The sequence below is a fragment of the Haloquadratum walsbyi C23 genome (assembly GCF_000237865.1).
GTDB lineage: Archaea > Halobacteriota > Halobacteria > Halobacteriales > Haloferacaceae > Haloquadratum > Haloquadratum walsbyi.
This window is the reverse complement of sequence record NC_017459.1, coordinates 808,464-835,266: the sequence shown is the minus strand read 5'-3', so window position 1 is coordinate 835,266 and position 26,803 is coordinate 808,464. Positions and strand designations below refer to the sequence as shown.

Below are 26,803 nucleotides of genomic sequence, written 5' to 3'. Positions count from 1 at the left end.
GTGTTGTTGGCAATTGCTCAAGCATCCAAATACGTCTTCCGTTCGATTGTATCTGGATGATATACTCAGATAGTGTCGAGTGCCGCTCAGTGGTCGAGTGAATCGAATCAAGAGAGAATAAATACGAAAACGAGAGGATAGCTGGTAGTTATGCACGGTTATCAATCAGATGAGCGAGGTGTATCGCCTGTTATTGGCGTTATCCTGATGATTGCAATTACAGTATTGCTTGCAACTGTCGTTGGTGGATTTGTATTGAACTTCGGTGATCAACTTGGTGACACAACCCCACAGGCGACTATCTCATTCACATATATTGATGACACGACTGTTTCAATTAGGCATTCAAACGGGGATGCAATTGACCCGAAACAACTCATGCTGGCGGGTGACATCGAATTCACGCCTCAATTATCGTTTGATGCTGTTGCTGGCAAAGATAATCGATTCAGTGTTGGAGAGACGGCACAATATAGTATAACAAAGGAATGGAACGGTCAAACAATTCGGATTATCTGGAAGTCGGCAAACAATAGACGAGGGACAACACTTGCAACGTCAATAGCACCGGTTCGTTGAATTATCCTACTCAGTAGTCGATATATTTCTCTAATACATGTATATCCAGGAAACAATCCCAGATACAAGATATAAGAGTTATCGAGCGGAGGATGCTCATAACCTGATTAATATAATTTGGTAGTTATTTTGGTCAAAACTGTAATATGGGTTCGATTCATCACAGAGAATTAGATAGTTTGCAATGAGAGAAAATAGGCTCACTTGCAACAGTTTGAATCGTCAGCTTTTATATATGACATAGAGTACCGTCGGCATGGATCAGCTGCGGCAATCGCTGCTTGAGGCGCCGATTATTGAAAAAGGGGATTATGAATATTTTGTGCACCCAGTTAGTGATGGCGTTCCGGTATTACGACCGGAGTTACTCCGTGAAATTGTCATTAAGATTATTCGGAAGGTAGAGGTTGACAATGTTGACAAAATTGTAACACCAGCAGCGATGGGGATTCACATCTCAACGGCTGTATCGTTGATGACAGATATTCCACTTGTCGTCATCAGAAAACGTCAGTATGGGCTAGAGGGTGAAGTCTCACTTAGTCAACAAACAGGTTATGCTGAGAATGAAATGTATATTAATGATGTCCGTGACGGCGAGCGAGTTCTTGTTCTCGATGATGTTCTTTCGACAGGCGGAACAATGCGGGCGGTGCTTGATGCACTTGATCAAATCGGTGCAGAAGTTGTTGATACCGTTGCTGTGATCAAAAAAGCTGGTCCAAACGAACTTGATGAGAGTGATCATGATGTAAAAACGCTCATTAATGTTCGCGTAACGGACGGAACAGTTGTTATTGTAGACTCCAACGGTGATGGTTAGACCAGTCTATCACAATGGTTTAATAATAAACTCTGGTTCTGATAGTCGTTCAGAACGACAGTCTGGACACTGTGATGGGTTATTGAGCGGATCATCAAACTGATCGAAACCACAGCGCTCACACGTTGGAGGGGCAACTAAGAACTGTTCATCAGGGGACGCGTTAACACTCTGTGCGATATGGTCAATATGTCCAAACACAGCACTGCGAGCAGTATTGACTATTGTTGCCAGTTCTGAGGCTGTTTGCGGTGTTGTCTGGATTTCGGCTCTGATATGCTCCCGTGTTGTTTGCGCATCCGTTCGTATTGTTGTATTGTCATTTCGGTCTATTGTACTGTCGGTTATCGACTGTGATTCTGCGGTCGTCTTAGATCCTGAATAATGCGCCGACTCTGCATTAGATGGTGGATTATCTTGACCCATTCATATCAATAGCAATTCCGGGAGAATATATATTTCAGGACGATTCACTGTAGTTTCATGTTGTTTGGAAACATACTTGTCACTCCAGAAAAAGTCCTAGGCTATGAAAGCAGTCGTCCTCGCAGGTGGATACGCAACACGGATGTGGCCAATAACTAAAGACAGACCCAAGATGTTTCTTCCAGTCGGTGATGGGACTGTTATTGATATTATTTTTCAGGATCTTGAGGCTGATAACCGGGTTGATGAAGTATTTGTCAGTACGAATGAACGTTTTGCTGATGATTTTGAGTCATATATCGAATCATCATCATACGAGAAACCAACGCTATCTGTTGAAGATACAAGCGAGGAGGATGAAAAATTCGGGGTTGTTGGTGCGCTTGAGCAGTTAATTGATCGTGAGAACGTTTCAGATGATCTTGTTGTTGTTGCTGGTGATAATTTACTTTCATTCGATCTTAGTGAGTTCGTTGACTTCTTTGAATCAAAACAAACACCATGTCTGGCTGCATATGACGTCGGGTCGAAAGATCGTGCGTCATCATATGGACTTGTACAGCTTGATGATGATCAGGTGATTGACTTCCAAGAAAAACCAGATAATCCACAAAGCACGCTTGTCTCGATTGCATGCTATGCGTTCCCAGCAGAGACACTCCCCAATTTTGAAACATATCTTGCAGACGGAAATAACCCTGATGAGCCTGGCTGGTTAATGCAATGGTTGCAAAATCGAGGGTCCGTGCATGCATTCACATTCGATGGTGCATGGTTTGATATTGGAACACCAGAAAGTTATCTTGATGCCGTATCGTGGTATCTCGATGGAGAGACATTTATTGATGATACAGCAACTGTCGAGGACTCAACGCTTGGCAATAATGTGCATCTGATGGCTGGAGCGTCTGTTGTTGATTCTGAACTTGAACGGACAGTTGTCTTTGAGAACACGAATATTGATGCTGCAACGGTCAGTGATAGCGTTATTGATGAAGAAAGTAGCATTGAAGCGGTTGATCTCACTGAGACACTCGTTGGGTCATATTCACAAATCCGACAATGAAGACAAAGACATGATATTCAGCTAAGCGTTGCATTGGTCACATCAATATACCCACGTGTTCCCTCCCAAATAGTTGTATACTCAAGTTCAATCGGTCGAGAGAGATGCGGACCATTAGTTACAAACGTCTCAAACTCACCACCCTCACCAAGTATATGTACTCCATGACGATCATTGAGCGTAATAAGTTCTGACAATGTCTCGGTATCAAGAGTACGCCCGAGCCATGAGGAATCAAGACCGCGCGCTGCGACCTGAATAATGGTAATCTCGAACCCTGCAGCAATCATGTTCTCAGCGAGTGTTATTGGGTCGCGCTGCCAAAGTGGTGCGAAGAGTTCAATATCAAGTCGATTACACATTCCACGGATTCGATCAGTCTGAAATTCACTCTCGACCGCGCCGGCGGTGACACCAGTGATACCTCCTGTAAGCGTCTTATCGAGTGCTTCAACCGCATTCTCAAGCGGCTCTAACTCGCGATCACCCTGCGTGCCCGCATCGACTGCATTTGATGCATCAAAATCATCTGGATTGATTTCTATCAGTTCAATTCCAGCGCTTTTAGCTGCAAGTTGTGCAAGTTTCGTTTCAGGAACGTGATACATATATGAATCTGCACTCGGATGGACGGTAAGCAGATGTGTGACATCACGCCCATCCTCAAGCGCGCGATATAATGCCCATGAGGAGTCTTTACCACCCGAGAAAAGACTCACCCAGTGATTGGATGTCTGTTGAGGTTGATTATCAGCTGATATGTTCATAATATAGGATTTCGATGATAGTAGGTCATATTGTATATGATTATTACAGTATTACCCGAATGTACGTACAGTATTATATTTGAAATCAAGCCTAAAATACCCCCTCATCAAGAAGTGACCAACGTGATGACCAACGTGAGCGAGTCAGAAAAGAGAAACATACGAGTATCAGAACACGCTATCAAAAGCCACCGTGTCGAATATCTTCCCATATGCAAACAGTTCACTAACAGTCATTGGCAATGTGATCTACTTTATTCAGTCTGACCGACCAGGACACCGCGGAATCCTTGCCGGTCATAGTTCGTTCGTCAGTGCTCTGAGTTCGGCTTTTCTATCTGTTTCTTGACGGTGGTGTCGCTCGTATCTCTCCGAAGCCGTGCATCGAGTGATACCCGACGCGGGTGAGTCCGGACATCGCGGTCTCCACTGGACGGTCGCCATCGTAGCCGACGACCACGTCGTGATCGGCAGTCTCCAATTCATATACGTCGCCGCCCTCGATGAGCTTCTCCAAGCGGTGGCGCAGCTGCGCTTCATCGTCTACGCTCCACCACCAGGGCACGTGTCTACGCTGTTCGCCTTCGGGTACTCCGAACTGGAGGCCGTCAAGCACGACCTCGCCGAGGGGTAGAGCGTCCGGTCATCGGCGTGCAAGTAGGCGGTCACGTACCAGCGCGTGGTCTGCTGCTGTTTCCGAGCGTCGTCGGGCTGACCCATGATCGTCTCGTGAGCCAGCGCCGGGATCCCGTTCTGGAACCGGATATCGGGGCGTTCAGATCGTCCCGAGGGCGGATAACGAGCAGCCACGGACGGTTTGGGATGCGGGACGAGGAATAGGTCGTTGTAGCTCTCCACGTCGGGGAGCGACGACCCCATGTACGGGCGAATCCCGCTTTGGGAGTGTTCCTCGGGGAACGTCCCGAACTGACCGGGCACAAATATCCCGAGTCCCTATTCTCTCAGACTGAATAATACTGATGATACCGCCAACAACTGCTAACATGAACTACCTCACCTTGCTCGGATTAACGCGCTCGTTGAGAAATCGGGCGTAACACTTGAAACCAGCTAAGATTACATATAGCCAAGATCGCGAAGCCGTTCCATTAGATCTTCTTTATCTTGTGCGCGACCAGCCCGTTCTGTGGTATTTTCGACATCCTGCAGCCACGCTGGTTCTTCAGTTGTCTTCTCCGTTGAGACCTCACTACCAAGTGAGCGGAATCCAGCAAAGTACTTAGGCGAAACTGGGACATCATTCATACTCACACCATCTGGAAGGTCATCAGCACCTGTTGGCACATATCCTTCATCAGGATACGCAGAGACGGTATCTGGGACAACGAAGTTCCAAAACGTTTCCCAGACAGCGCGCTCGTCAAACTGAAGAATCGGTTGAATGCGGTCATGTGGTGGATAAATATCCGGGTCATGTCGAGACGAAAAGAACGTCTCTTTAGCACGGGCTTCTTGTTCATCCCACCGAACACCAGAGATGACTCCATCGACACCGTAGCTCTCAAGTGTATCATTTAGTGCCACTGTTTTCAGGAGGTGATTACCGACATATGTGTCAAGTAAAAATGGGAATGTATCTTCCTCATATTCGAGGAGGTCGCGCACATGATGTTGATTATGTTCTGAAAGGTCTGAAACAGGGATTTCATCGCCTGGTTCAAGCCCATGCTCATCAACATACTCACCAATGTCATTATTACGAGCATAAATGACATCAAGATCCCATTCATTTGCCCATCGATCAACAAAATCATGTATTTCATCAAAATGTTGGAAATGGTCGATAAAGACCGTTGATGGTGTTTCTAGATCATACTGGCGAGCCACCTCTTCGATGAAATATAGTGTCAGTGTCGAATCTTTTCCGCCGGTCCACATGACAACCGGATTTTCATATTGTTCAAGACCACGCTTGGTTACCGTAATTGCTTTTTCAATTTTTGATTCAATTGTCGGATAGTCGGTTGATGTCTCTTCGTTACCATCGGTATAGTCGACATCGAGATATTCAGGGAAACTCTCCGGCATACGTATAATTATATTTCATTAGATCTATTAAGTATCTTCCGTTAGGATAGTAAGAACACGAAGGTCATTGACATTGGTGCCAGTCGCCCCCTCCGTTGACAGCATCAATGCAGCATTGTCATCGAGGAATGAGTATGCATCGTTTGCTTTGAGTGCTGCACGAGCAGCTGATGCCTCATTATCATTGACAGTTGCGGTTGTGACAGTTGCGCCAGCGGCGTCAGTCGGGCCGTCAAATCCGTCAGTATCAATCGCACACAATGCTGTGTTCGATGGGAGTTCAAGTGCTGCTGCGAGTGCAAACTCCTGATTTGGACCACCAACGCCATCACCTGTTACTGTGACAGTTGTCTCACCACCAGCCAGAATCGCCGCTGGAGGGTCAATTGGAGTCTTATTTCGCTGAACTTCCTCCGCGATAGCGACGTGTGTCTTTGCTGCTTCGCGTGCCTCCCCTCGAATGGATGAAGAGAGAATCAGTGGTTCATAGCCAAGATTCGAGCATGCATTCGCCGCAGCATCAAGCGCAGTCATCCCGTCTGCGAGGACAATTGTCGTAGGTGAATCAAATGTTGATGAGGACAGTTCAGATGGCGTCTCATCAATATCACCGTTGGCACCGCGCTGCAGGTGCATACGAACAGACTCCGGCGTATTGACATCGTACTCACGGAGTGTCATCAATGCGTCTGCATATGTTGTTGAGTCCGGTGACAGTGGTCCACTAGCGACAACGCTTGGATTGCCTGATGTAACGTCACTGAAAATGAGACCAACTGTCTGAGCTGGAGTGAGTGCTCGTGCCAGTTGTCCTCCCTTAATTGTTGAGATATGTTTTCGAACAGCGTTAATACGGTCAATCGGTGCTCCACACTGAATTAGTTCCTGTGTTACTCTCCGTAATGCAGATTTATCGATGTTTTCAGCTGGCGCTGATAAGAGCGCGCTTCCACCCCCGGTAATCACAACGAGAGAAAGAGTATTTACGCCGCAGTCACAGGCATAAGAGCGCATCTGCTCGGCAGCCGTAATATTTGAACGACTTGGAAGCGGGTGGGTTCCGGTAACAACATTGACTGGATCAGCATCAACAGGATCATCTGTAATGACAATTCCACCGGTGAGGTGATCATCAACGATTGTCGTTAGATATTGTGTAATACGACCAGCAGCATTACCACCACCAATAATACTCACTTCCTCATACTTAGATAGATCGTACTGGTTATTAGCAATTGAGAGTATATCGCCTTCGCGTGTGAGTGTTTCTGAGAGAACTTGATCGGGATGTGCCGCATTGACACCAGCAGTCACAGCAGTCACAGCACACTCTTGTGGTGTAGCTGACACTGATGTTTTTGCTGGGATCTGAGCTGTATTCTGTCTATTCTGACCACGCTGCTCGAACATACGTTGTCTTGTGTAGACGAGTGAAAAATACTCACCGACTAATGATACCAGATAAGTGAATAACAATATTGTTTAGCAATGTCAGAGGCATACATCTGAGTTGGTACTGTCCTCAACCTACCTCAGCACATCCAGTTCAGGATATGATAGTAGGTTTTGTGACAGGTAATTAACGGTTCAGTACGAAGCGATGGTTGTCGGGACCTGCAATAATCAATTAATCACTGATGAACTTGTTATCACGCCAGTCTACACCGCCAGATCCATTTTCATTCTGTGAGGGGTTTTCAACGACTTCGATCGTCGCTGGTCGCTCTTCACCTTCAACGATTCGATGAGCGGAAAGTTCCTCATTTATCTCAGTAATCGCAGTAAGCGTCCCCTTCTCTGCAAGAAGGGAAATCTGACGGAAGACGCGAAACATCGGGTACTGGAGTGCAGTATTTTGAAGGACTGTCTCTCGGTCACCCTTGAAGCAAGCAAATTCAACCAACTCTGATGGAATTTCTTCTTCTTCTTCATCAGTCCACCGTGGATTACCGCCACGGGGTGGCTCTTCTTCATACACACGATTTTCTGTAACACTTGCTTTCAATTGTGCAGTTGGTGTGTACTTACTGAGGTTGTCATCAGCAGCAACGGCTTTCAGAATGAGTGTATTATTTCGACGCGTTAATTCAATTGATTCAATCTCGGTGGGCAGGTCCGGGTCACCGTTTAGAAACGCTTCGACGTCTTCGAGTGGCAGTTCTAGTGTCGAGTGGAGTCGGTATACACGGCCTGACATAGTTGCGTTTCGGGTACCCGTGCGAGATGAAAAAACGCGACGTTGGTACCTATTCAATAATATGGGTCCCGCACTTATATAATGTGCGAGAGAGTTATATGCATATTTGTTTTAGCATATCGCTCATCCCGATACATTGTAACATAGGAGTTTCTCGAACCAATCTTCGGGTGAATTGAGCTTCAGTGCAAGGAAGTTGAGATATTTCTGTAGATGATGCTTCGAGACGCCTCTGAAGTTCGCCAGCCACTGGCGAAGGAAACTATGCCGGTTCTCACAAGTATTCGTGTGAGCGTCACCGATGACGTAGGTATCGGAGTGGGTGACGGTCAGATGGCCGTCCACCCCCTCCTTTTCCTCGATATCTTCGTAGATCGAGTAGCCATCCGTACAGAGAATAACACTGCCATCGCCGTAGGCTGCGATTTCTTCGTCGGCTTCCTGTAGATCCTTGCAGACGATGAATCGAACTCGTCCGTCAGACCGACGGACGAGTGTCAGGACTGGTGGTTTGTCTCCCTCGAAGTCACCGCGTCCCTTTTTTTTAGTCCGCGCTCGCGCGGACTCGAATCCTCGTCCTCGCGTCCTTTCTCACCGGCAGTCACGTAGATCTCATCGGCCTCGCACACCTCCGAAAGCTCGAATTCTCCGATGTTACCGCTTGTCTCCTGGACTTCGTGAACGAAATCAAGGACAGCCTCGTAGTCACGGTCAAGATCACGGGCGATCTGAGCAGTCGTCTCAGATCGCATCTCCTTGACCATATAGAACAGCTCCTCAAGCTCAAAGCGATGTTGGCCGAAAATCGTGTCTGTGAGGTCGTTGAAGTATGTCTCACAGTTTTTACACCAGTACTGCTGGGCATCTTTCCCCGTGGTTCCTCGCTTGACTACCGCATCACTCTCGCAGTGGACACACGTCACCGTCTCGCCGAAGCGGGCGAGACGGAGACGCTCAAAGCAGCGTTCTCGTGATGGAAGGAAGACTTGAGCAGACTCTTGATCCATCGTTGACTGATCAATGATCCGCCGGCAAGATTGATGTTACGGCTTATCGAGAAGAGCGTAGCATATAATTCTGATTTTGCTAAATTATATACTCATCCGACTGGGGTCAGTCATCGAAACCAAGTTTTTCTGCGAGTTCACCGCGTTCATCAAGTTCAGCAAGAATATCACTACCGCCAATGAATTCACCGTCAACATATGTTTGCGGAATCGTTTCCCATCCACTGTGATCCTCGAGTGCACTTCGATATTGGTCGAGCGCAGGAAGGACATCAATCGTCTCGAACTCCTCGACATGTTGTGAAATGAGATTAACCGCTCGCTGTGAGTACCCACACTGCGGCATCAGTCGATTCCCTTTCATGAAGAGGGCAATATCATTATCCGCAATTGTCTCATTGACGCGGGTCGTGATCTCTTCATCGCTCAGTTCAGAACCAGGCTGAAACGTCATATCTCATCATATGAATTCAGATAACAAAGGGATTGTGTCAACGTTGATTCGATCTGGGACATTCTCTCGGTGTACTCACGAATTGATTACTCGAAGTAATTCATATATCAGGTGGCGCCGAATTTGATTTATTGGATATGTCACGGTCATTAGTGTCACTATCGACACGGACAACATCGATAAGTGAATACACAGGGACGTCGGCTAGTGAATCGACGCCCTGTTTATCAACAACAACAACACATGCAACAGGTCGACCACCGGCATCACGAATCGCGTCAATTGTCTCTTGCATCGTTGTGCCAGAAGTAATTGTATCATCGACAATGTAGCAGTCACGATCACGAATCTGTGCAAAGTTCCGCGAGAATGATCCACCAAGTTCATTGATATCCCCTTCGTCCCATTGGTGCTTTGCAGGTGCATATGACCCAAGATCTGTATCAAGTTCTTGAGCAACAACGGTCGAGAGTGATGCACCCGCTTTTTCAATCCCAATTGTTAGATCAACCGCTTCACCCTCCTTCATTAATAAATCAGCCATCGCTTGTCCAATATAGCTAAGCCGTTTTGAGTCACGCCCAACAGCACTCCAATCAACGTGAATATCATGTGCTTCTGTCGGATTGTTCGCTGATGACGATTGGCTGTTATCGGTTGGCTGACTTCGTTCAACAAGCCAACTAGCTGTTTCTCGTGAGACATTTAATTCATCAGCAATTTCACCTTTTGAGAGCCCTCGTTCAGCAAGTTCAGCTGCATTTTCGATAAGATCATCAACGTTCTTCATATGCGCTGAGTTGCACGGCTGTTTTTATAGTGGTGTCGTCGTTATTATCGAATGCATATCGAAACTCCGAGAGTGGATATACGTCGGTGATAAGCGAATCAATAAACCATTCTGGAAATGTTTGGAGATCATCACTCGCTGTCTTAAAGTGAGTTATATTTGAGTTTACACTGCCGATGAGCGCTTTATTATGCAATACAAGTTCATTATGAAGCGCTCCGCCATCGATTTCAAAGCTTGATGACTCAGGAACTCCAAGCAAAGCACCAACACCGTTTGGCGCCAGTGCATCAATCGTTTTGAACGCATGTGGAGCATGCCCGGTCGCCTCACAAATAAAGTCCATCGATTCATATGTAGACGGAATCGTATCGACAGGGGTTTTTCGAGAGTCAACATATGTTGCACCAAGTCGCTCGATAATGTCAATCGTCGGATCTGGTCGGTCACGACGCCCAAGGCAGTAACACCGCTCATAGGTGTCTGTCGAAGTAAGATGAGCAAGCATCAGTAATCCAAGACTGCCATTGCCTAAGACGAGTGCTGATGTTGGCTCCCAGGTGAATGATGATCGTGAAGCGGTTGCGAGTTCAATAGCTTTGTTTACGACTGAGAGCGGTTCAACAAGAAAGCCAGCCTGAGCCAACGATGATGGAATTGAAACAAGATGCTGCGCTTGTGAGGTGAAGAACTCAGAAAAGTAGCCATGAGACCCGATAATGCCACGTTCATGATATGAGCCTTCAGGCGCCATGTCTGGTTCACCACGGTCAAAATATACAGATTCTCCATTTGGGGAGCGTCGAACTATTGGGGCTACGACTTCGCCACGTTCAAGACCGGTTGTTCCTGGATCCTCGACCACACCGACTGCCTCATGTCCGAGGACAAGGTGGTCCTCATCAGCAGGATACTCACCGTAGGACCCAGCAATTATCTCATGATCGGTTCCGTCGATACCAACCCGGAGCGTTCGGATGAGCGCCTCGCCTGGTTCTGGCTCAGGTCGAGGCTTTTCAATACAAATTGGCCCCTTAGAATCACGTGAAACTGCGATAGCTTGCATATATGCTTGAAACAGTCAGTGTACAAAAGATTTCTTTTATTCTGAGTAAAAATTGATTTCGTATGTTCAGAGATCATGATCGAACACATATAACCACGTGTCGTGCTGCCAGCTTGATAGCTCATATCAAATTGATATCATTAATATGAGTCCTGTGCACCAGCGTCAGTAGTTTCATCGACTTCATCAACAAGTTCACTCGCGTATCCAGTGTAGGTCAGTGGTGATAGCGCCTGTAGTTCGTCACGAACAGACTCTGACACTGACAGTGACGCAAAAAGATCGTGAAAATCTGTCAGTGCAACATCTTCTCCGCGCGTGAGTTCCTTTACGCGTTCATATGCATCGACATCACCCTCACGTCGAAGGATTGTCTGGACCGCCTCTCCAATTAGTTCTGGATGTGATTCAAGTTCTGATTGCATTACTGTTTGGTTTGGAACCACTTTCTGAAGCCCATCAGTCGTCTTTTTATATCCAATGAGAGCATGTGCGAATCCAGCACCAATGTTGCGTTTGACAGTTGAGTCTGAAAGGTCACGTTGAAGTCGTGAGTTGGTAATATAATCAGCAAGAAATCGGAGATCAGAGGTAGCTTTTGAAAGATTACCTTCTGCATTCTCAAAGTCAATCGGATTAACCTTATGTGGCATCGTTGATGACCCAGTCTCTCCAGCGGTTGTTTGCTGACCAAGATATCGATTAGAAATATACAGCCATGCATCACGATCTAGATCAATAATCATATTATTTACGCCGCAGAGTGCATCAAATAATGCTGCTAGATCATCACATGGATTGATTTGCGTAGACAATTTAACATGATTGAGACCAAGATCAGTGACAAACGACTGTGCAAACGCTCGCCAGTCGACATCGGGGTAAGCAGCAGCATGTGCAGCATATGTTCCTGAAGCCCCAGCGAGTTTACCTGTCAATGTATCATTCGCATCTGTAATCCGGCCAATAGCCGTCCCGATACGCGTTGCATAAACTGCCATCTCCTTTCCAAATGTGGTCGGGGTCGCTGGTTGCCCGTGTGTTTGAGCCAGCATTGGCGTCTTTCGATACTCCTGTGCAAGCGACACTAATTCATCACGAAGTGACCTCAGCGCTGGCACGAGTACGTTCTTCACGCCTGAGCGTATTAGAAGTCGGTGAGATAGATTATTAATATCCTCTGAGGTGAGTCCAAAATGAATCCACGGGTGAATATATGATGGTGTCTGTATTCGGAGGAAGTATTCAATCGCTTTAACATCGTGATTGGTCGCGCTATAGCCTGCCGCACCCTCGACCTCAATTTGTTTGATCATTGCCGCATCATCGCCATCAAAGGAATTGACGGTTGTCTTGAGGGTATCACGATCAGATGGATCTAATGAAAATGAGATTGGCTCAAGCGCATCAAGTGCATAGAGATACTCAATCTCAACGCGGAGTCTGGTACGCATGAGTGCTGCTTCACTTGTATGTGAGACAAGTGGCGCAGTCCGCGATGAATATCGCCCATCAAGCGGTGAGACCGCTGCAAGTGGGTTATCACGTGAAAGATTATCCATGTGCTGAGATGCCGGTGGTATCTCAAAAAGGATGTCGATGCTGCTGATACAATATCGGGATGAATTGCCACGAGTCCACTAACTTATCTATACCTATGGCACGCTTTGCAGTCACAGAGGAGACGATCTATTATTTATCGTTCACACATAGCAGGTAAGCCGCTGCAGGCGATTCACCAGCTATCCACAGACATACTACCGCATCCATGCCGTAATTAGTCTCATGCCAACTACTCCAGTCAACTTTCTAGACGGTCTATGAGATATTCTTGTCTCGGTCAGCGCCAGTATACATACAGGTTGATGAAATTCGCTCAATACAGATGATAATTACATTCGGTTTTATATGTATGATGACGAGACCGGAACTGACTTACAACCTGCGTGAACTCCGACGATTATGCTCACGATTGCCGGGTTAGCGAGTAATCACGGTCGAAATCTCTTGCATATCGCGGATCAATCGCCCGGAGACGCGACAGTCGAAGTGATCCTGACAAATGATGCGGACGCGCCCGTGCTCGATGCGGCTTCCGCGCGTGAAGTTCAGACTGGAGTCATTGAACGACCAGATAAACAATCCAGAGAAAAGCATGAAGAGCGTATTCTCGATGCCCTCGGGCAGTACGATATCGACATTATTTGTCTTGATGGATACATGCGAGTTCTCACTGAGAGGTTCATTGAGTCAACGCCACCAGTATTAAATGTGCATCCATCATTACTTCCAGCATTTCCAGGGTTGAACGCGCATGAGCGAGTACTTAAGGCTGATGTTCGGGTCACAGGATGCACTGTGCATCTCGTCACAGAGGCTGTCGATGATGGTCCGATTATTACCCAGGAGTCTGTTCCAGTTCGAACTGATGATGATCCTTCTACATTAAAACAGCGGGTGCGCACCACGGCAGAATTCATTGCATATCCGCGTGCGATTCGACTATTTAGTCATGATAAAGTCACAATCGATCACTCGAAGACACCACCAACGGTTTCCATTGAGATCGATGATGCTGATCAGTTCCCCGAAAAAAGACACATATCAAGTGATCGCGTAGATGCACTGCGGTATGGAGAGAATCCACATCAATCAGCCGCTGTGTATGCTGATATGACTGCGTCTGAGCCAAGTGTTGTGAGGGCACCACAATTGAATCACGGGGCGAAAGCACTCTCATATAATAATTATAATGATGCTGATGCTGCATTACGGTTAGTACAGGAATTCAAGAAGCCAGCCGCAGCGGTAATCAAGCATACAAACCCTGCAGGATGTGCAACTGCTGAGACACTAACAGATGCATATGCAGATGCACTAGCCACTGACCCAATGAGTGCATTTGGTGGCATCGTCGCGTTAAACCGAACATGCGATGCTGCAACCGCTGGAGCGATTATTGAATCATTCAAAGAGGTGGTAGTTGCTCCGGGATACACTGATAATGCGATTGATATGCTCAGAGAGCGTGAGGACCTTCGGGTTCTTGAGGTGGATTCTATTGATGAATCAGAAAAAACCAGTGATCAACAATCAATAATATCGAAACCGCTTATTGGAGGACGGTTGCTGCAAGAACAGGATACATGGGCGCCGTCACGAGATGATCTTGAGGTGGTCACCAGTGTTGAGCCAACAGAAGAGCAACTGACAACGATGGAATTCGCATGGCGTGTACTAAAACATGTCAAGTCAAATGGAATTATTCTTGCGGATGGAACCGAAACTGTCGGTATTGGGATGGGGCAGGTATCGCGTGTTGATGCTGTTCGATTAGCAGTGATGAAAGCCACAGAACACGCTGAAGACGGGGAACCAGCGGGGAGTATAATGGCTTCCGATGCGTTTTTTCCATTCCCCGATGGCGTTGAAACCGCTGCTGACGCCGACATTGAGGCTGTGATTCAGCCTGGAGGATCGGTAAACGATGATGAGGTGATCGCTGCCTGTGAGGAGCATGATATACCGATGGTTTTCACCGGTCGGCGTTGCTTCAGACACGATTAAACCGACGCGGACAGTCCGGCAAACAGCTGAATCAAATTTCATACTAGACAGAATATAATCTAAAGAACACAGCGAGAGTTTCACGCGTCACCCGACTCGTGGTACTTTAGGACAACTGCTAGATGAGTGAGACTCTTTCACTCATCGATAGATGAAGTCGTAATGGGTTTCAACTGGCATGTAGAATCACCGTATATGACCGTTACAATCGTCGGCTCCCAATTGGGAGACGAGGGCAAAGGTGCGCTCGTTGATTTATGGGGAGGCGGCGCCGATGTCGTCGCACGGTATCAAGGCGGCGACAATGCGGGCCACACCGTCGTTGAAGACGGTGATGAGTATAAGTTGTCGTTGGTTCCGAGCGGGGCAGTCCGAGACAAAGTTGGTGTGCTAGGCAATGGATGTGTCATCAATCTTAAAACACTATTTTCCGAGATCGATGAGCTCCGTGAGCGCGGGCTTACACCAGATGTCCGTGTTGCTCGCCGTGCACATGTCATTATGCCATATCATCGGGTTCTTGATGGAATTGAAGAAGACGCTAAATCAGACTCCGATCTTGAGGCTGGGACGACTGGTCGCGGAATTGGACCGACGTATGAAGATAAGGTGGGTCGACGAGGAGTCCGTGTTGGAGACTTACTTGACCCAAGTGTCCTTCGAGATCGACTTGAGTATGTCGTCCCCCAAAAGCGTGCACTCGCCGAGAGTATATTTGGGGTTGACACGAGTGAGGCATTTGATGTTGAATCGCTGTTTTCTGAATATCGTCAACTGGGGAAGCGACTAACTGAGGAAGATATGACAGTCAACGCGGGTGAGTTCCTCAACGAGCACCTCAATCATGATTCAACGATTCTATTCGAAGGTGCACAAGGGACATCGATTGATATCGATCATGGAATTTACCCGTATGTTACCTCATCAAACCCAACAGCGGGTGGGGCAGCAACTGGGACAGGTATCAGTCCAACAGTTATTGGTCAGGGAGAGGTTGTTGGAATCATCAAAGCATATCTCTCGCGAGTCGGAACCGGACCGCTCCCAACAGAATTAACGGGTACTGATGAGGCGCTTGCAGATCATATCCGAGAGAAGGGCGGTGAATTCGGAACAGTAACTGGACGTCCCCGAAGAATCGGATGGCTTGATATTCCAATGCTCCGACATGCAACGCGATCAAATGGATTCACAGGACTTGTAATAAATCATATTGATGTGCTCGCTGGACTTGATGAAGTCTGTGTTGGTCACTCATATGACCTCAATGGCGAGGAGCAATTCACAATACCAGCCACAACAGAAAGATGGGCAGAATGCGAGCCAAATCTTCGATCATTTGATCCATGGGATAGTGTTGCATGGAGTGATGTCGCAACTGAAGGATACGAGGCGATTCCGGCAAATGCAAAGCAGTATCTTGAATATCTCACAAACGAACTCGACACTCCGATTTACGCGGTTGGCGTTGGACCAGACCGTGCTGAGACGATTGAGTTGGTCAATCCATTCGATATCGATGCGTAGTTACAATGAATTAAAAGAGAAGCCTACTGGTCCAGAGAGGATGTAAAGAAAGCAAGAACCCGTAGTCTTTTTACCACCGCAATCCTCGCTGTTATCGATGAAAGAGTCACTGATGGATATCCTCTGTGACCCTCTTGACAAGAGTGAGCTTGAGCTTGAGGTAGATGAACGCGATGGTGAGGAAATCATCGAAGGGCGACTCATTGGAAAAGAGACTGGTGAAGTATACCCAATCGAAGATGGAATTCCAAACTTACTTCCACCGGATATGCGTGAAGAGTGAGTCAATAGAGGGTGTAATATGTGCCGCCAAATCGATACGGTCGTGTGTGAAGGTTAAAATTCTGCAATTTCATTCAACAGATCAGCTTATGACCTAAACGTTTTTAGCAGCGGGCACCGTCAGCCACTTCGTGACAGAACCGCTCACGATCCGGCTGAACGCTGGGAAGCTATATGCAGTTGATGCACCTGATGCATTTAGCGCTCGTGAGAATTTCGATATCGAGCTACAAAATATGGGTGAATCTGTGCATGTTCACCTCCGATTTGATGAAAAACTGTCGCAGGGAGCACGATTGCCTGAGGTCAATCACTATGTCAAAGCGGATGATAATCGCCGGGTTGGCGTTCGCGTATCTCCTCATCAATATCCAATTGAGGGGGAACTTACCGTTGCATCAGGATATGGCTCTAAGACCGACTGCGTTACTGTGACAATTGCGGCGCCAGAATCGAACGTCGATGAAACAACAGAGGCAGGTGAAAATAAAGAAGCATCTGACACTGAAGATAACACAATCCTCACTCGTGGGTGGAAATGGATTCGAAGTCAAAACAACATTGGGACCGAAATTGGCGGGATTGCTGCCGTAGGTGGACTGTCGGTCATTGCACTCTTTATTGCGGTTAGTATTGCGATAATTATCCCAAATTCAGTTACAGTGCTGTTGGTCGGAACTGTTTTTGGTGTGGTGGTTGCGGTCGCACTTGGATTACTGCTCGATATATAGATAAATAATGACTCACACATCTCAAAGATGTATCAGATTGAGATTCTGAGCTGTCTTATTCGTCTTTACTGGCTTCTCCGTTAGCTTCAGCCGATTGACTACTGTGATCAGCACCATCATGTGGTTCATTTCCAGATGTTGCCACATCATTGTCAGCGTCATCCATGACAGTCTGTTGTTCATCATTCGTTGACGATTCTGCTAATGGTTCTGTTGGTGTGCCTGAGAGACGACCCTCATCATCAATCCGCTTCGCACGGAGGAACCGAGTCCGATATTGATTCGCTCCTTCATATACATCGGCTTCTCTGATCTCATCAGTACGACCGTCAGCAACAGCATCAATAATGGCTTCGAGTTGGTCCTTTTCAGATGGTGTCAGATCAAACTCATAGGTTCGCTCATTCTCTTCTTCAAGCTTTGTCCATCGACGTGATGCTGCGATGACAAGCGAACAGGGTTCTCGACAGGGAAATGTTCCTGTCCCACCATCAGCCTCTAGTTGATCATCATCAGTATATTGCCACTCACGACGTTTAAGACACTGTGAGTCTACGCAACAGGCTTCTGCGACCCACTCAACAGCAGATCGGGGGAGTTCTTCAACAACACCATAGATGCCAGTTTGGCGCTCAACCGTCTCACGCCAATGTGTGATATCAAGCTCGCCGTTGCGTTCAAGATTCCAATTAGGAATTGAAGCCGGATATAGAAAATTGATCGTTTCAACTGCATCGCGTGCATCAAGATTCGGGAATACCCATCCTGTTTGGAGTGATGGTGCTGTCTGTAGTGGTCGATACCGGCCGCGATCATCATATGTCGAGATCTCACGGGCATCACGGGGGTCCGTATGTGTTTCAAGCGTTTCGGGTGCAACCTTTGCATCATCTTGATGTCGGATATCATAGTGACGATGACCCCGATTATCGAGTATTGCTGTCACTTGTATCTCTCCCCACTCAGTCAGACATCCATCATCTGAACGAAGAGCTCTATATCGCGTTGGGACATCGTTTTTATGTGCACCTTCTGCATGTCGAAGGAACGCCCGGCGGTGACGACCCAACTCTGAGAGGGTTGATTCCCAGTAATACCAGTTTGTCACATAGGGGGCGACTTCTTCAGTTGTGACATAATTGAGTAAATCTGTATGTGTGAGTGTAGGCGTTTCAACCGAAGGGGTCTCAATTCGGTAACCCCCATCCACAGCGGTAACGCAAAGTCCATCAAAATTGATTTGATCTTTTACATTGACAAGATGGGCTATCAACGCTTTGCTGACGGTGCCTGGTACCTTAATCATCCGCGACTGTTGTTTCGCGAGTCTGCTCACGGACCGTTTCAATTGCTGTTGAAATGTCTGCCCCGGCATCAGCAGCACGCTCAAGAATCACATCTGCTGTGAGCCCCTCTGTTCCAACGGCGCCTGCATACCAGATGCGATGATCATCCACAGTTGCAGGCACATCATATCCTGTTCGATAATCATCTGTTAGACCCATATCCTCTGGAATATCCTCTTGTGTGTGGAATCCATCCGCGACAAATAATGGGACAACAACAATGTCAGTGGTATCAAAGAAGTCAGTTACATCATCCACTTCAGGATCCTCATCCATATAGAGTGCTTGGACCTCATCAAATCGGTCAAGATCACGAACACGATCAGCATGGTACTCGATTGCTTTTGCAGAGTTTTCGTTCCGCTCGGTTCCATGACCGACAACTGCGAACCCGCATTCATCGCCAACGGATGGATCACCTGTGACGGTTTCAGCACGTCGGACAAGTACATCAGTCATTGCTTCATGCGTACCAACAGGACCGCAATAATGGATCGTCTGACCAGTATCAGTCGCTTCGAGCGTTGCTGTATCAGCACTTAGCCCATCAGAATTCCACTCAGAAACATCCCAGCCGTCTAATCGAAGTTCACGAGGGATAACTTGCTCTGTAAAGTAGCCTTCGCTGATAAATAGCGGAACCAGATAGATCTCATCAGCTTCAACGGTTCGAAGCACCTCTCGAAGTGATGGCTCTTCTTTCCAAAATCCAGTTCTAACCTCATCAAAAGCGCCGCTTGCACGGATTGTGTCTGCATGTTGGTGTGTTGGAGTCGACGAATCGGGGTTAAGATGTGACCCGTGTGCTACAATGACGAGGGCTTGCATATGTGAATATTTCAACTAGCGTCCTCTTATTTACTTCGGGTTCTCTTGGAGATTATTTTGATTTTCCATTATACACATAACATAATATGATGGCTTCCCTGGGTGAATGACTCCACCTTACTCCGCTGGCATAGGTCGCTTCCGTCAGAATGTGAGCATTGTTTCTGGGATGTGAACTCACACCGGGTCAAGCCCCAGGCTTCCTGATTCAACGACGCGCTTTGCACTCACTGCCTCCCGCTGAGGCATGCATTGAATCCACGATATCGGATGAGTCACGCAGTGTGAACAGAGAGAATGCGATCTTAACAGGCGTGTTTTTCAGACTATCTCTAACCTCTGATGACCACGAGGAAAATGCTGATTGTGACGTTTGGTCTCTATAGACGGTACATCTATCCGACCGCTGCATAATATACCGGTATGTCACTTGCTGCTGAGACACGCGCTGCTGCCCGTGCTCATCCTTGCTTGTCACTGCATTACGTGCTGATATCATTAATTATCGTGCTGCGGCATCGTTTCTTGATCTTGAGGGAGATATCGACTCAGTTGCACGAGCCCTTCGTCGATTCGGCGATAGTCTCAATAACTTCACCACAGTTGGAGAGTCTGATATACCGATCCGAATGCATCACGGTGTTGATATCGTGAGTGATACCCACGATATGGTTCAAAATCAAGGCGAAGCAAGCGTTGATATTTTACTGCGTCTTAATAATGAATTTATCATTACAGCTGATGGACAGTTATCTGCTATCATTGTTGATACCGTTCCCGATATGACCATATCAGGGTTCACAACTGCAATTGAACGCGTCCAAATGGAGGATATCAATATCAAAGCGGCTGGGACTCTGCAAGATATGTTCATTGTCATTGTTCCGCGTCGTAAGGGTGCAAGCGCACTTCGGAGTGTCGAAGCCGCATTGACAGTTATTCCGACGAATTGAAACCATCGACGTGAGTACCCCATATCAATGACATTGTCCGTGACAAACACTCTAACGGGCGAACGCGAAGAGTTTGAACCACGTGGTGATGAAGTGCTGTTATACGTCTGTGGGCTCACTGTCTCGGACCACGCGCATTTGGGACATGCCAGATTATGGGTACATGCAGATATAATGCATCGCTGGCTCGAGTATCAGGGTTATACTGTCCGGCACGTAGAGAACTTCACCGATGTCAATGAGAAGATTGTTGCTCGGATCGGTGAGGACGAACTCGGTGAGACTGAGGCGACTGTTGCAGACCACTTCACAAATAGTGTGATTCAAGATATGCGTGGACTGAATCTCAAGCGAGCAACGGTTTATCCACGCGTTTCTGAGCATATTCCGACAATTATCGACCTTGTTGAATCCTTACTTGATGATGGATATGCATATGAAGCAAATGGATCTGTCTACTTTGATGTTACCGCGTTTGATGGATATGGTGACCTTTCAAACCAACAACTCGATGAAATGAAAGCACAGACTCCCGCCGATGAGCGTGCTGAAAAACGACATCCAGCCGACTTTGCGTTATGGAAAGCTGGTGGTGTCAAGCCAGATGATCTGAACGAGCACCGGTCAGAAGAACTTGATCAACTTGAGACCACTCATGGGCAGACATGGAATGCACCATGGGGAGAAGGGCGACCAGGATGGCATATTGAATGTTCGGCGATGTCGATGGATCATCTGGATGAGACATTAGATATTCATGTTGGAGGGCGTGATCTTATGTTTCCGCATCATGAGAATGAAGTCGCACAAAGTGAGGCAGCAACTGACCAACAGTTCGCTCGATACTGGCTTCATGTCGGGTTACTCCAGTCAGCGGGTGATAAGATGTCCTCAAGTATTGGTAATATTCTCACTATTAAGCAGGCACTCGATGAGCATGGTGTCAATGTGATTAGAATGTTTTATCTCGCAACGGCATACCGAAGTGAGCAAACACTTGGTCAATCCGAACTTGCAGAGGCAACTGAGCGATGGGACCGGCTTAATCGTGCGTATGAGATGGCTGTCGATGCATCCAATAGCACTGATGCATATGCAATCGTTGAAGATGAGTCTCTTCGATCGAGTGTCTCAGAAACAAAGTCATCATTCACCAGCGCAATGAATAATGATTTCAACGTTCGAGAAGCAATAGCTTCCCTTCTGAAGCTCGCAACAAGCGTAAATCGACATCTCGACTCACAAGAACGATATGATTATTATGGTCTATATATGGCAATTGAAGCGTTCGAAGCGCTTGGTGGAGAGGTATGTGGACTCAAATTTGGCGATCAACCCACTGGTGATGGCACGGTTGAGATTGCTGAAGAACTTATTGAACTCATATTAGATGTTCGTGAGACAGAGCGAGAGGCAGGGAATTATCACCGAGCAGATGAACTTCGGGATAGTCTTGATGAGATTGGAATCGAAGTGCAAGATAATGATGAAGAGACAATATATCGAGTGAATAATCAATGAATAATGTCAGAAATGGAATCACATACAGTTTCAACAGAGAATCCAACGAATTGAGCATGGGAGGATGTCAAGAACGAGATAGTGACTTTGAGGAGACCGTATCTGGTCTACAGGTGGAGCATTACAACGACTTCAATCCTTGACCCCCGAGGCGATTCACGAGGTGGTAAATAGGTCTGATTCTGCAGGAATATTAAATAATCCAATCCGAACACCAGCATCGAGCCAGCCATATCCATACGAAAACGCTGCGAGTGCATTGACAGGGTCATCAACTGTCCTGAAATGCCGACCATCCTCAAGATATGAGCGAGCCATCTCACGCGTCTCGTGAGCTGCACGACCAAGTGGGGTTGTCTTTGGAACTGCGATTTCTGCCACTTCAAGTGCGTCTGCGAGCATTCGCTCATACTGATCTGTTTTTGCAATCAATTCAACGGTCATATTCAGCCGTTAGCGCTCGAGCACAAAGGACCATCGCACGAATATAAAATAATACACACACCTACAAAAGACGGAAGATTAGCATAAATCCTGTCGATGGAAGAGTGAGCTATATTATAATATTGCATGCTCTATACATTTCTATTGGGCGCGACCCACACACAACAGCGAAGATTAAAAGGGTGGGTCAGTCAAATATTAGTATATATGACAGCACAGACTGACGAGTCTGTTGAGCACCGGCGGCTAGTGATTGCCGGATCAGGAATTGCTGGTCTTTCAGCGGCAATATACGCTGGGCGAGCTAACAATGATCCGCTGGTGCTTGAGGGTGATGAACCTGGAGGGCAACTTACATTGACCACTGAGGTTGAGAATTACCCTGGATTCCCTGAGGGTATTTCTGGACCCGAGCTTATTCAAAATATGAAATCACAAGCAGAACGCTTTGGAGCAGATATCCGTCATGGCGTTGTTGAGACGGTCAACGATGATGAGCGACCAGTTATTTTGAATATATCTAACGGTGATACATACACAACAGATGCATTAATTGTTGCATCAGGCGCATCCGCGCGGACGCTCGGTATTCCCGGTGAGGATGAGTTGATGGGATATGGACTTTCGACATGTGCGACTTGTGATGGAGCATTCTTCCGTGGAGAAGAAATCATGGTTGTTGGTGGTGGTGATGCTGCGATGGAGGAGGCTAGTTTCCTCACAAAATTCGCTTCAACGGTCTATATCGTTCATCGTCGTGAGGAATTCCGAGCTGAAGATTACTGGGTTGACCGGATAATGGAGCATGTCGATAACGGTGATGTTGAGATTATGCGGAACACTGAATTAACTGAATTACATGGGACGCGTGAAGACGGTGTTGATTATACAACACTTGTTCGACATCCCGAAGGCTACCCAAGTGAAAAACTTGATAACCCAGAGACGGAGACGTTTGAGTTTGATGTCGGAGCAGTGTTTTATGCAATTGGGCATACACCGAATACTGAGTATCTTCACAATACTGGTGTGTCCCTTGATGACCGTGGATATCTTGATGCCGCAGGTGGTGACGGTGGGGGACAGACTAAGACAGATGCACCTGGTATCTTTGCGGCAGGAGATGTTGTTGATTATCACTATCAACAGGCAGCGACTGCTGGCGGCATGGGTGTGAAGGCTGCTCTTGACGTTGATGAATATCTTGAAGATCTTGAGCAGAATCAAGCAACAACAGCCGACACTGATGTGGCAGCCGTCGAAAGTGATGATTGATGGCTGTAATCGTAGGTGAAGTTGAGGACGTGAGGATCACATATGAAAATCCTCATATAAAATAACCAATCGCCGTCCCACAGACCCTTATGTGCTGGCTATTGTGATGTAGTATGGTTGCAACAGAAACCTATACTATTGAAGACCCGGACGGGAATACTGAAACTGTTGAACTCCCTGCTGGTCTCCCAGATATGTTCACCGAGCAAGGAGAGGACTCGATCGCAGTTGTTTGTGATCTGATTATTCAGTCATTCGCACAACAATCGCATGCTGTTGTCCATCACGGTGAAGGTGACACACCAGCAGATCTTGAAGAGCGCAATGATAAAATGGAATCATTATTTGAAGATCGCTTTGGTGTCTCACTGAGTGAAGCAATGGGACATAACCACTGAAATATAAAATCCCAGTTATTCAGCTTGGCTGAATATCACTCAGATAGCATTATTACTGTAGTCGGCGCGTGGTCTCAACAAGTGGATGTCGTCCATACTCAACGATTTCGATATCATCAATCGAATAGAGACCCTCTTTTTTTGCCGTCCGCTGCATTCCCAACTCAACAGGGTCATTGACGATGATGACATATGCCTCCATTTCATCAATTCCGACTTCTGTAGCAGCCATAACACGGTGATGTCCATCGGCAAGGAGTAATGCACCAGCAGTGTCAATTGTAACAAGAGGCTCTGCGAGTCCACGTTCAAGCTCATATTGTCGTCCCTCAAGTTCATCGCCATATACACGGCTTTGCGTTGGAACAAGATTATCAAGTGTGATTGAGCGGCGCTCCTGTTCAACTGAAATGCCATGAATTTGTTCAAGCGTCCGCATCAATTTTCCAACCTTCTCTGGCGTTGCACGCTCAATCTGTGACCGAACAACATCGGTGTTCGAAATAATTCCGACGAGATTCCCGGCATCATCAACGACAGGGAGCTTTTGAATACCAGATCGAAGAATAACCCGTCCGGCATCAACAACCGCCATATCTGGATGTGCAACAATAATATCCTCGGTCATGACGGTGAAGATAGCTGCTTCGTCGTCAACTAATAACAGATCACAAGCGGTCACGACTCCCTCGACGGTCCGACCCTCCGAAACAGGAAATCCAGTATGACCAGCACTATTTTTAATTTGATGAGCGACATCGGCAACGGTGTCAGTCGGCGAAACAGTCTGGACATCTTGTGTCATATACTCATTGACAGTCGCCTTCTCACTCATGATACGGCGATTGTCAATCAGTACTAAAAAACATACTCATCATCATAATATGAGATTTACTGACGGGACAACATAACTGCCTCAAATCTTGAATATAATCACGAGGGTGAATCTGATATGGAATTTTATCACGTCATATGAATTACAGAAATATGCAGTAAGAAGATTCAAACGACGGATTAATGAGTTTAATTCACTGCTGACTGAGCCGGCTTGAAAATACGATTCCTCTCAAAATCGCTCAGTGAGCACTCAACGGGAGTTATCGGATTATGATGAACGGGGTGACACCAGCAAGGTATTTGAGTGTCAATTCCAGGCGACCCCGCTCGGGGAAGATCGGAAGAAATCATCTTTCGCCTGATTCATAGATATTATTGAGTCTTTTGTGGGAACTGAAACGGCTCAACAGTCGACTCGGATTCCTCAGGCTCAAGTACGGTCGTCTTATCATCTAATGCTCCAAATACTCGTGTTGAGACTGCATCTGAGATAGTTGCATAATGATCATCTGTGGATTCTTCTTGTGCTAAATTGAGTGCATCAAGTGGGATCTGTGCACCAGCTAGGTCAGCGTGCCCGCCAGCACTTCCGACATTTCCAAGTGCATTCCGAAGCGTCTCGCCAAGATCAATATCAACACCGCGTGCTCGCCCGGAAAGGTAGACCGTATCATCAATCCAGCCATATATAATAACAATTTTCACTCCCTTAAGATTCAATACATGATCAGCTGCCTGCGCGAGTGAGTCACGATCGGTGATACTCCCGACATTCGAGGCAAGTGCATTGCCACGAACATCGCGATTCTGAATCGCATTTGAGAGCGTCTCAAGAACGCCGGAAGTCATCTGTGGAGATTCAACATTATCAAGTGTCGAAAGATTCGCATGCGTCAATAACCATGCAGCAGCCTCAAAATCTGCTGCGGAGACCTCTCTTGCGAAGTCATTTGTATCAGTTCGAATGCCAAACAATAGCGCTGTTGCGACAGATTCAGTTGGTGCTGCATTTATTCTGCGGAGATAATCTGCGAAGATGGTACTTGTCGCACCGACATTTCGACGGATATCAACAAACGATGCCTCAACCGTTGCTCGTGGTGGGTGATGATCGACAACAATATCAACCGTAGTATCGGGAGCAAGTCCATCATTAACTCCTGGTCGTGAGTGATCAACTAATGCAATACTATCATATTCCTCAACATCAGTCTCTCTCTCAAAATTAAGTAAATCAATATCAAGTAGATTGACTAACGCACGGTTTTCTTGATGTGAAATTGAACCATAATAACACAAATCAGCATCAATATCGGCATTATCGGCAAGTTCCGCAAGCGCAAGCGCACTCGCGATTGCATCCGGATCGGGAGCATCATGCATCACAATCGCAAGAGTGTCGTCAATATCACGCAACGTTGTGAACAGCTGATGAAGTTGTCTAGCACCTGGATGTGTCAGTATATCGTTAAATCGGCTTACCAGTGCTTGACGAGCATCAATTACGTGATTACTCACACAATTAATCCGCTCTCGTATCTTCTGAGAGGCTGTTGCGGGAACGAAGCTCGTGATGTGCGTGTTTGGAAACTCTGTTCGAGCGGTCTCAGCAGTGATTGCATTTTGCTTGGCTTCGTCACTGGCGATAAATATCATATCGGCAGTCGGAGGATACACCGTCGAATCGTCAGGATTTGCCTGCGTATGATCGATATCCTCACCATTGAATGATTCAAAAACGGTCTCATGCTGTGTGACAATCGTGAGATGTCCAGATCGGTCAATAAACTGCTCGACCGCATCATGGACGGCAGGGCCACACCCAAGTAGCAACCGCCGATTCATGTATAACAATCCAAGCGCAGATGCT

General features: G+C 46.8%; 26 protein-coding genes and 1 pseudogene. 11 read left to right on the top strand and 16 right to left on the bottom strand.

From position 1 onward, the window contains the following. Positions 1–150: 150 nt before the first annotated feature. Positions 151–579: a type IV pilin gene (locus HQRW_RS03710; protein WP_011570951.1), complete on the top strand. Its 429-nt coding sequence runs from the start codon at positions 151–153 to the stop codon at positions 577–579. A 256-nt stretch (positions 580–835) separates the two neighbouring features. Then, positions 836–1,402, top strand: a complete 567-nt coding sequence (gene hpt, locus HQRW_RS03705) for a hypoxanthine/guanine phosphoribosyltransferase (protein ID WP_011570950.1) — start codon at positions 836–838, stop codon at positions 1,400–1,402. A 9-nt stretch (positions 1,403–1,411) separates the two neighbouring features. On the opposite strand, the gene HQRW_RS03700 is transcribed toward hpt, so the two are convergent. Then, positions 1,412–1,828 carry a transcriptional regulator gene (locus HQRW_RS03700; protein WP_014555513.1) on the bottom strand — a complete coding sequence of 139 codons (417 nt, stop codon included), beginning with the start codon at positions 1,826–1,828 and terminating at the stop codon, positions 1,412–1,414. A 103-nt stretch (positions 1,829–1,931) separates the two neighbouring features. Here HQRW_RS03700 and HQRW_RS03695 point away from each other — a divergent pair, with 103 nt between their 5' ends. After that, positions 1,932–2,894, top strand: a complete 963-nt coding sequence (locus tag HQRW_RS03695) for a sugar phosphate nucleotidyltransferase (RefSeq protein ID WP_011570948.1) — start codon at positions 1,932–1,934, stop codon at positions 2,892–2,894. Between the two features lie 17 nt (positions 2,895–2,911). On the opposite strand, the gene HQRW_RS03690 is transcribed toward HQRW_RS03695, so the two are convergent. The 10 genes and pseudogenes from HQRW_RS03690 to purB all read right to left on the bottom strand — a co-directional run bounded on the left by HQRW_RS03690 (position 2,912) and on the right by purB (position 12,786). Next, on the bottom strand, positions 2,912–3,661 hold the full coding sequence (locus HQRW_RS03690; RefSeq protein WP_014555512.1) for a diphthine--ammonia ligase: 750 nt from the start codon (positions 3,659–3,661) through the stop codon (positions 2,912–2,914). 334 nt (positions 3,662–3,995) lie between these two features. After that, positions 3,996–4,609 (bottom strand): annotated as a pseudogene (locus HQRW_RS16885) (hypothetical protein); the annotation flags it as partial. A 129-nt stretch (positions 4,610–4,738) separates the two neighbouring features. Next, complete coding sequence (locus tag HQRW_RS03680; RefSeq protein WP_011570946.1) at positions 4,739–5,710, bottom strand: phosphoadenosine phosphosulfate reductase family protein; 972 nt, start codon at positions 5,708–5,710, stop codon at positions 4,739–4,741. Positions 5,711–5,737: 27 nt separating this feature from the next. Further along, positions 5,738–7,120 carry a glycerate kinase type-2 family protein gene (locus HQRW_RS03675; RefSeq protein ID WP_014555511.1) on the bottom strand — a complete coding sequence of 461 codons (1,383 nt, stop codon included), beginning with the start codon at positions 7,118–7,120 and terminating at the stop codon, positions 5,738–5,740. Positions 7,121–7,337: 217 nt separating this feature from the next. Continuing rightward, the gene (locus tag HQRW_RS03670; RefSeq protein ID WP_011570944.1) at positions 7,338–7,907 is read right to left on the bottom strand and encodes a DUF7110 family protein; all 570 of its coding nucleotides are present in this window, start codon (positions 7,905–7,907) and stop codon (positions 7,338–7,340) included. A 123-nt stretch (positions 7,908–8,030) separates the two neighbouring features. Then, a protein-coding gene (locus HQRW_RS14805; protein WP_149031511.1) for an IS1595-like element ISHwa30 family transposase occupies positions 8,031–8,914 on the bottom strand; the annotation gives its coding sequence in 2 pieces (ribosomal slippage) (positions 8,031–8,455 and positions 8,455–8,914; 885 coding nt in all). Between the two features lie 106 nt (positions 8,915–9,020). Beyond that, a complete protein-coding gene (locus tag HQRW_RS03655; protein ID WP_011570943.1) occupies positions 9,021–9,368 on the bottom strand; it encodes a glutaredoxin family protein in 348 nt (115 codons plus the stop codon). Between the two features lie 100 nt (positions 9,369–9,468). Beyond that, on the bottom strand, positions 9,469–10,158 hold the full coding sequence (gene gfcR, locus HQRW_RS03650; protein ID WP_014555509.1) for a transcriptional regulator GfcR: 690 nt from the start codon (positions 10,156–10,158) through the stop codon (positions 9,469–9,471). Beyond that, positions 10,145–11,224, bottom strand: a complete 1,080-nt coding sequence (locus HQRW_RS03645) for a glucose 1-dehydrogenase (protein ID WP_014555508.1) — start codon at positions 11,222–11,224, stop codon at positions 10,145–10,147. The genes gfcR and HQRW_RS03645 overlap by 14 nt, the downstream gene beginning before the upstream one ends. 140 nt (positions 11,225–11,364) lie before the next feature. Beyond that, a complete protein-coding gene (purB, locus tag HQRW_RS03640; protein WP_014555507.1) occupies positions 11,365–12,786 on the bottom strand; it encodes an adenylosuccinate lyase in 1,422 nt (473 codons plus the stop codon). Between the two features lie 400 nt (positions 12,787–13,186). Between purB and purH the strand changes: the two genes are divergently transcribed. The 4 genes from purH to HQRW_RS03620 all read left to right on the top strand — a co-directional run bounded on the left by purH (position 13,187) and on the right by HQRW_RS03620 (position 17,331). Then, positions 13,187–14,791: a bifunctional phosphoribosylaminoimidazolecarboxamide formyltransferase/IMP cyclohydrolase gene (gene purH, locus HQRW_RS03635; RefSeq protein WP_014555506.1), complete on the top strand. Its 1,605-nt coding sequence runs from the start codon at positions 13,187–13,189 to the stop codon at positions 14,789–14,791. A 195-nt stretch (positions 14,792–14,986) separates the two neighbouring features. Beyond that, on the top strand, positions 14,987–16,318 hold the full coding sequence (locus HQRW_RS03630) for an adenylosuccinate synthase (protein ID WP_014555505.1): 1,332 nt from the start codon (positions 14,987–14,989) through the stop codon (positions 16,316–16,318). A 97-nt stretch (positions 16,319–16,415) separates the two neighbouring features. Next, a complete protein-coding gene (locus tag HQRW_RS03625) occupies positions 16,416–16,601 on the top strand; it encodes a methytransferase partner Trm112 (RefSeq protein ID WP_011570937.1) in 186 nt (61 codons plus the stop codon). A 130-nt stretch (positions 16,602–16,731) separates the two neighbouring features. Next, positions 16,732–17,331, top strand: a complete 600-nt coding sequence (locus HQRW_RS03620; RefSeq protein ID WP_014555504.1) for a DUF7524 family protein — start codon at positions 16,732–16,734, stop codon at positions 17,329–17,331. A 55-nt stretch (positions 17,332–17,386) separates the two neighbouring features. Here HQRW_RS03620 and HQRW_RS03615 read toward each other — a convergent pair whose 3' ends face one another. Together HQRW_RS03615 and HQRW_RS03610 are read right to left on the bottom strand one after the other, a co-directional pair. Further along, positions 17,387–18,637, bottom strand: a complete 1,251-nt coding sequence (locus tag HQRW_RS03615; RefSeq protein ID WP_014555503.1) for a DR2241 family protein — start codon at positions 18,635–18,637, stop codon at positions 17,387–17,389. Continuing rightward, a complete protein-coding gene (locus HQRW_RS03610; protein ID WP_014555502.1) occupies positions 18,630–19,505 on the bottom strand; it encodes a CbiX/SirB N-terminal domain-containing protein in 876 nt (291 codons plus the stop codon). Before HQRW_RS03610 ends, HQRW_RS03615 begins: the two co-directional genes overlap by 8 nt. Before the next feature lie 467 nt (positions 19,506–19,972). On the opposite strand from HQRW_RS03610, the gene HQRW_RS03605 reads away from it, so the two are divergent. Next, a complete protein-coding gene (locus HQRW_RS03605) occupies positions 19,973–20,458 on the top strand; it encodes a DUF7523 family protein (protein WP_049891614.1) in 486 nt (161 codons plus the stop codon). A 27-nt stretch (positions 20,459–20,485) separates the two neighbouring features. Then, positions 20,486–21,979 (top strand): cysteine--tRNA ligase, encoded by a 1,494-nt coding sequence (gene cysS / locus HQRW_RS03600; RefSeq protein WP_014555500.1) that lies wholly within the window; start codon positions 20,486–20,488, stop codon positions 21,977–21,979. Positions 21,980–22,135: 156 nt separating this feature from the next. Here cysS and HQRW_RS03595 read toward each other — a convergent pair whose 3' ends face one another. Beyond that, positions 22,136–22,423 carry a DUF357 domain-containing protein gene (locus tag HQRW_RS03595; protein WP_014555499.1) on the bottom strand — a complete coding sequence of 96 codons (288 nt, stop codon included), beginning with the start codon at positions 22,421–22,423 and terminating at the stop codon, positions 22,136–22,138. 207 nt (positions 22,424–22,630) lie between these two features. Between HQRW_RS03595 and HQRW_RS03590 the strand changes: the two genes are divergently transcribed. Continuing rightward, on the top strand, positions 22,631–23,698 hold the full coding sequence (locus HQRW_RS03590) for an NAD(P)/FAD-dependent oxidoreductase (RefSeq protein WP_014555498.1): 1,068 nt from the start codon (positions 22,631–22,633) through the stop codon (positions 23,696–23,698). Positions 23,699–23,811: 113 nt separating this feature from the next. Next, a complete protein-coding gene (locus HQRW_RS03585) occupies positions 23,812–24,096 on the top strand; it encodes a DUF7545 family protein (protein WP_011570930.1) in 285 nt (94 codons plus the stop codon). Positions 24,097–24,148: 52 nt separating this feature from the next. On the opposite strand, the gene HQRW_RS03580 is transcribed toward HQRW_RS03585, so the two are convergent. Both HQRW_RS03580 and HQRW_RS03575 read right to left on the bottom strand, forming a co-directional pair. Then, entirely contained in the window at positions 24,149–24,931 is a 783-nt protein-coding gene (locus HQRW_RS03580; RefSeq protein WP_014555497.1) for a CBS domain-containing protein, read from the bottom strand. Positions 24,932–25,305: 374 nt separating this feature from the next. After that, positions 25,306–26,778, bottom strand: a complete 1,473-nt coding sequence (locus HQRW_RS03575; protein WP_014555496.1) for a DHH family phosphoesterase — start codon at positions 26,776–26,778, stop codon at positions 25,306–25,308. Positions 26,779–26,803: the final 25 nt, after the last annotated feature.

Excerpts from the sequence above, each read along its gene's own strand:
- HQRW_RS03710 (WP_011570951.1), top strand. The coding sequence starts at position 151 with ATGCACGGTTATCAATCAGATGAGCGAGGTGTATCGCCTGTTATTGGC.
- hpt (WP_011570950.1), top strand. The coding sequence starts at position 836 with ATGGATCAGCTGCGGCAATCGCTGCTTGAGGCGCCGATTATTGAAAAA.
- HQRW_RS03700 (WP_014555513.1), bottom strand. The coding sequence starts at position 1,828 with ATGGGTCAAGATAATCCACCATCTAATGCAGAGTCGGCGCATTATTCA.
- HQRW_RS03695 (WP_011570948.1), top strand. The coding sequence starts at position 1,932 with ATGAAAGCAGTCGTCCTCGCAGGTGGATACGCAACACGGATGTGGCCA.
- HQRW_RS03690 (WP_014555512.1), bottom strand. The coding sequence starts at position 3,661 with ATGAACATATCAGCTGATAATCAACCTCAACAGACATCCAATCACTGG.
- HQRW_RS03680 (WP_011570946.1), bottom strand. The coding sequence starts at position 5,710 with ATGCCGGAGAGTTTCCCTGAATATCTCGATGTCGACTATACCGATGGT.
- HQRW_RS03675 (WP_014555511.1), bottom strand. The coding sequence starts at position 7,120 with ATGTTCGAGCAGCGTGGTCAGAATAGACAGAATACAGCTCAGATCCCA.
- HQRW_RS03670 (WP_011570944.1), bottom strand. The coding sequence starts at position 7,907 with ATGTCAGGCCGTGTATACCGACTCCACTCGACACTAGAACTGCCACTC.
- HQRW_RS03655 (WP_011570943.1), bottom strand. The coding sequence starts at position 9,368 with ATGACGTTTCAGCCTGGTTCTGAACTGAGCGATGAAGAGATCACGACC.
- gfcR (WP_014555509.1), bottom strand. The coding sequence starts at position 10,158 with ATGAAGAACGTTGATGATCTTATCGAAAATGCAGCTGAACTTGCTGAA.
- HQRW_RS03645 (WP_014555508.1), bottom strand. The coding sequence starts at position 11,224 with ATGCAAGCTATCGCAGTTTCACGTGATTCTAAGGGGCCAATTTGTATT.
- purB (WP_014555507.1), bottom strand. The coding sequence starts at position 12,786 with ATGGATAATCTTTCACGTGATAACCCACTTGCAGCGGTCTCACCGCTT.
- purH (WP_014555506.1), top strand. The coding sequence starts at position 13,187 with ATGCTCACGATTGCCGGGTTAGCGAGTAATCACGGTCGAAATCTCTTG.
- HQRW_RS03630 (WP_014555505.1), top strand. The coding sequence starts at position 14,987 with ATGACCGTTACAATCGTCGGCTCCCAATTGGGAGACGAGGGCAAAGGT.
- HQRW_RS03625 (WP_011570937.1), top strand. The coding sequence starts at position 16,416 with ATGAAAGAGTCACTGATGGATATCCTCTGTGACCCTCTTGACAAGAGT.
- HQRW_RS03615 (WP_014555503.1), bottom strand. The coding sequence starts at position 18,637 with ATGATTAAGGTACCAGGCACCGTCAGCAAAGCGTTGATAGCCCATCTT.
- HQRW_RS03610 (WP_014555502.1), bottom strand. The coding sequence starts at position 19,505 with ATGCAAGCCCTCGTCATTGTAGCACACGGGTCACATCTTAACCCCGAT.
- cysS (WP_014555500.1), top strand. The coding sequence starts at position 20,486 with ATGACATTGTCCGTGACAAACACTCTAACGGGCGAACGCGAAGAGTTT.
- HQRW_RS03595 (WP_014555499.1), bottom strand. The coding sequence starts at position 22,423 with ATGACCGTTGAATTGATTGCAAAAACAGATCAGTATGAGCGAATGCTC.
- HQRW_RS03590 (WP_014555498.1), top strand. The coding sequence starts at position 22,631 with ATGACAGCACAGACTGACGAGTCTGTTGAGCACCGGCGGCTAGTGATT.
- HQRW_RS03585 (WP_011570930.1), top strand. The coding sequence starts at position 23,812 with ATGGTTGCAACAGAAACCTATACTATTGAAGACCCGGACGGGAATACT.
- HQRW_RS03580 (WP_014555497.1), bottom strand. The coding sequence starts at position 24,931 with ATGAGTGAGAAGGCGACTGTCAATGAGTATATGACACAAGATGTCCAG.
- HQRW_RS03575 (WP_014555496.1), bottom strand. The coding sequence starts at position 26,778 with ATGAATCGGCGGTTGCTACTTGGGTGTGGCCCTGCCGTCCATGATGCG.